The following is a 3,477-nucleotide window of genomic DNA, read 5'->3' as shown; positions in this document are numbered from 1 at the left end:
ACTACTATCATCATTGCCACCGCTTCTGTGGTGGTTTTATCTAGTCTTAGTCCTGCGGTGACAGCAATTATCACCGCTTTATATTCTGCTAATGCTCATTAGTTACTTTATCGCTAAATTCTGGTGCGATTCGGTGCGTTAGGCGCTTGCTAACACACCCTATCTTTCCTGAATTTTTACCCGTTGATTTAATTGATTCATAGCCAGAGAAATCACCAGATTAAAGAATAAATAGGTGGCCATAACTACTATTAACATCTCTACAGATTTTCCCGTCTGATTAGCGATGGTACTAGAGATAGCATAAATATCATTATAACCAATAGCGATCGCTAAACTAGAGTTTTTAACCAGGTTTAAACATTCATTAGTTAAAGGAGGAATAATCACTGGCAAAGCTTGGGGAAAAATTACTAATCTCATCACTAATAAAGGTTTTAATCCCAAGGCTTTAGCTGCTTCCCATTGTCCCCGATTAACCGATTGAATCCCCCCCCGTACCGTTTCCGCAATAAAGGCAGCTGTATAAACAGTTAAACCGATTAAGAGAGTAGCAAACTCAGAAGAAAGATGTAAACCAAAGTCAATATTTTGATTAAGAGGATTAACTTGGGGACTTTGCCATTGTAAACCCCAGATTAGAGGAATTATAACTAGGATTAGTAGGCTAGTTAGACATAAACTAAGTTTATTTTTTAGACATAAAAATACTGAGATAATTATTCCTAAAGCAATGATAGCTAAGGCTAACCATGTCCTGAAACTATTAGCGGGAAAAGGTAAATAGACTCCTGAGTTATTTAAAAATACCCTGCCAAAAAACTCTAGAGAGTCCTCAACTTTCGGCAGTTTCAGAAATACAGCAAAATACCAGAAAAATAATTGTAATAATAAAGGAGTATTGCGAATAGTTTCCACATAAATTGTTGCCAACTGACGAATTAACCAATTATCCGACAAGCGACCTAACCCGATGACTATTCCCAGACTAATCGCCAAAAATATGCCAGTAATCATAATGCGGAGGGAATTAACTAATCCCACCAAAAGAGCGCGAAAATAGGTATCGGTGGGACTGTAGGCAATAGGAGAGTCACCAATCGCAAAAGAGGCTGGTCGGTCAGGATCAAAGAGAAAGCCAAAGCCAAAACTTAAGCGTAGGCGTTGGAAATTAATCACTAAATTGCGGCCAAAAAACCAGAAAATTAGGCAGACAATTAGCAGGATAATTACCTGTAGAAAAATCTTCTGAAATCGCTCATCGTACCAAAAAGAATTTTTTTGAGGTAAGGTCATATTTATTATAAGTAAGTGGTTCTAATTAAATCCCCCCTATATCCCCCCTTGATAAGGTAGGGTTGATTCATGAATCAACCCTACCCTTGATAAGGGGGGTGCCGATCCCCCCTGCCCCCCTTGATAAGGGGGGTGCCGATCCCCCCTTAGTCCCCCCTTTAATCCCCCCTTAATAAGGGGGGCATCTGATAATTTTTAACACCTACCTACTTATATAGTCCAGAATTTTTCACAAAAGAAATCGGTGACTTTTGGCCACCGATTGAGAAAATCAAAACATATTTAGATAACTCCCAGACGGGAAAGACCGAGGATGACACCGGCGCCGAGGACATGACCAAAACTGGTAGTACCCAGTAAAGCGCCTAATCCCATACCACCGAATAAAGCGGGGGAAGGTAAAGCAGGACCGACATTTTGTTGTTTAATAGTCGCTTTACCGAAAGCAATAGCGAGAATATTGCAGATAATCATGACAATCGCCACTTTGGGACTCCATTCGCTGGAACCTTGCACGGCGGTGGCGGCCATTAATAGGGTTGAGTACATTGAAATTCTCCTGAACAGGTCGTTTTAAGTTTTTAATCTTAAAGGTAGTTTTCACCCCACATCACGGCCTGTTGCAATACTTAATAATCAAAAGCAGAGGAGTCAACCATACAGCCGATTCGTCTCTACTTATGAACTACTCGCTTAGTACAAATTCAAGTTTAAGCCTACTTCTCTAGCGAAGACGGCTAATCCTTTCTTTTCAATGGTTTTGATAGCTTTGGTAGAGATGCGTAGTTTTACCCAACGGTTGCCTTCCGACCACCAAACTCTTTTCCATTGTAGGTTAGCTTCTTGTAATTTTTTGGTGCGACGGTGGGAGTGGGACACCGCATAGGCGTTATTGGCCTTTTTCCCCGTCATAGTACAGACTCTAGACATAATTTACTCCTGTGCGATCGATGTTTGTCAATAGTCAACCTTTCTAGTTTAACTCAAATCTCGCCAGAAGTCCCCCCTTCCCCTGGGTGAAGTGAACGGAGATAAATTTAACAGCAAGTGGGGGGATTAAGAAGTTGATTGAACCAGTTCACTGCTCAGACAATTTCGACAATTGCATCAGAGGTAATGGTGAGAATATTGTCAACAAATTTAGCTGTAATTTTTTACTGAATAAAAAATATTTTAATAAGTTTTACATAGTTTCTAGTATTCTGGTTAATTCATTTTTATTTTTCCACAATTTTACTTGAAAATCTTGGTATATTTTGGCGATAAAAGGAGCTTAATTATCTTGGTTTATTCTTTCGATTTTATCGATTGTTTCGACAAAAATATTAATCATAGTTTGACGAGGTAAGTTGCCAGAAACTAGAACAAATACTTGAGCCTGATAACGGGCTATCTGTTGAACTTCTAAAATATTTCTACCAATGTTTACATCTTTAGTTAATACTATCCATCCTCTTTGACTAACAATAGGTAGCCAATCTGTATCCGGTGCATCTGGGGCAAAATGGGCATGATGAAATTCAATTTTAACCCCTATTTCTTGCAAAGCTTCACCGATAGACTTTCCTAAAGCGCGGTCTATAAAATAGGTGTATTGATAGGTCATGCCGCTTGCCAATTGCACTCGAATAAAATCGCTTTTTCAATTTGCCAAGGTTGACAATTATAATCATTGGCAATATCTTCTATAGAGTCCCCCGCATCATAAAGTTCTGTGACAACTTTAGTGGGAATTCCTGTTCCTGTGATCACGGGTTTTCCGAAGGAAATATTAGGGTCTATCTTTAGGACTTTATTGCTGAAGTCTTCCCCATTTATGTCGATAGTGGGAAAAAGCCGTGTGGCGATATCTTGTTCATCCCATTCAATACGAGTTAAGAGATTATTTAAGAATTGTTTCATCGTCAATTGTCCCGAGCGGGAGGCATTAATTAAATGTTCAAATTGTTCAATAAAAAGGTCAGTTCCATCGGTACTAAATTGTTTTTGAACTAGAGGATGATCGGTGTTAAATTGTTCACTAATATAGTCTAGGGCAAGTCTAACTTTATCGAGAGGGATGTTATGAACTTTGCGAATAACTCTTAAAACGTGCGCTTCCACTAAGTTAGTAAAGGAAAGTTGCGGAATATTCGGATTAGGTCGTTGAATGAGGGGTAAAAACTCTTTTTGTCCTTTTTT

At 39.0% G+C, this 3,477-nt stretch carries 4 protein-coding genes and 1 pseudogene; all 5 read right to left on the bottom strand.

What is annotated here, in order from left to right; all coding sequences use genetic code 11:
* Nucleotides 1-159: 159 nt before the first annotated feature.
* Nucleotides 160-1,296, bottom strand: coding sequence for an amino acid ABC transporter permease (locus PX484_RS17425; RefSeq protein ID WP_287670426.1), 1,137 nt, complete (start codon nucleotides 1,294-1,296; stop codon nucleotides 160-162).
* A gap of 282 nt (nucleotides 1,297-1,578) precedes the next feature.
* Complete coding sequence (psaK, locus tag PX484_RS17420) at nucleotides 1,579-1,845, bottom strand: photosystem I reaction center subunit PsaK (RefSeq protein WP_002734065.1); 267 nt, start codon at nucleotides 1,843-1,845, stop codon at nucleotides 1,579-1,581.
* A 144-nt stretch (nucleotides 1,846-1,989) separates the two neighbouring features.
* A complete protein-coding gene (gene rpmB, locus PX484_RS17415; RefSeq protein WP_002732080.1) occupies nucleotides 1,990-2,226 on the bottom strand; it encodes a 50S ribosomal protein L28 in 237 nt (78 codons plus the stop codon).
* A gap of 253 nt (nucleotides 2,227-2,479) precedes the next feature.
* A pseudogene (locus PX484_RS17410) lies at nucleotides 2,480-2,902 on the bottom strand (PIN-like domain-containing protein).
* Nucleotides 2,899-3,477, bottom strand: a 579-nt coding sequence (locus PX484_RS17405) for a DUF433 domain-containing protein (protein WP_288104921.1), incomplete at its 5' end; no start/stop codon positions are given. The pseudogene PX484_RS17410 and the gene PX484_RS17405, both read right to left, overlap by 4 nt.

It is taken from the genome of Microcystis sp. M49636_WE2 (assembly GCF_030065375.1).
Lineage (GTDB): Bacteria > Cyanobacteriota > Cyanobacteriia > Cyanobacteriales > Microcystaceae > Microcystis > Microcystis aeruginosa_C.
This window is presented reverse-complemented; position numbering and strand designations above follow the sequence as displayed.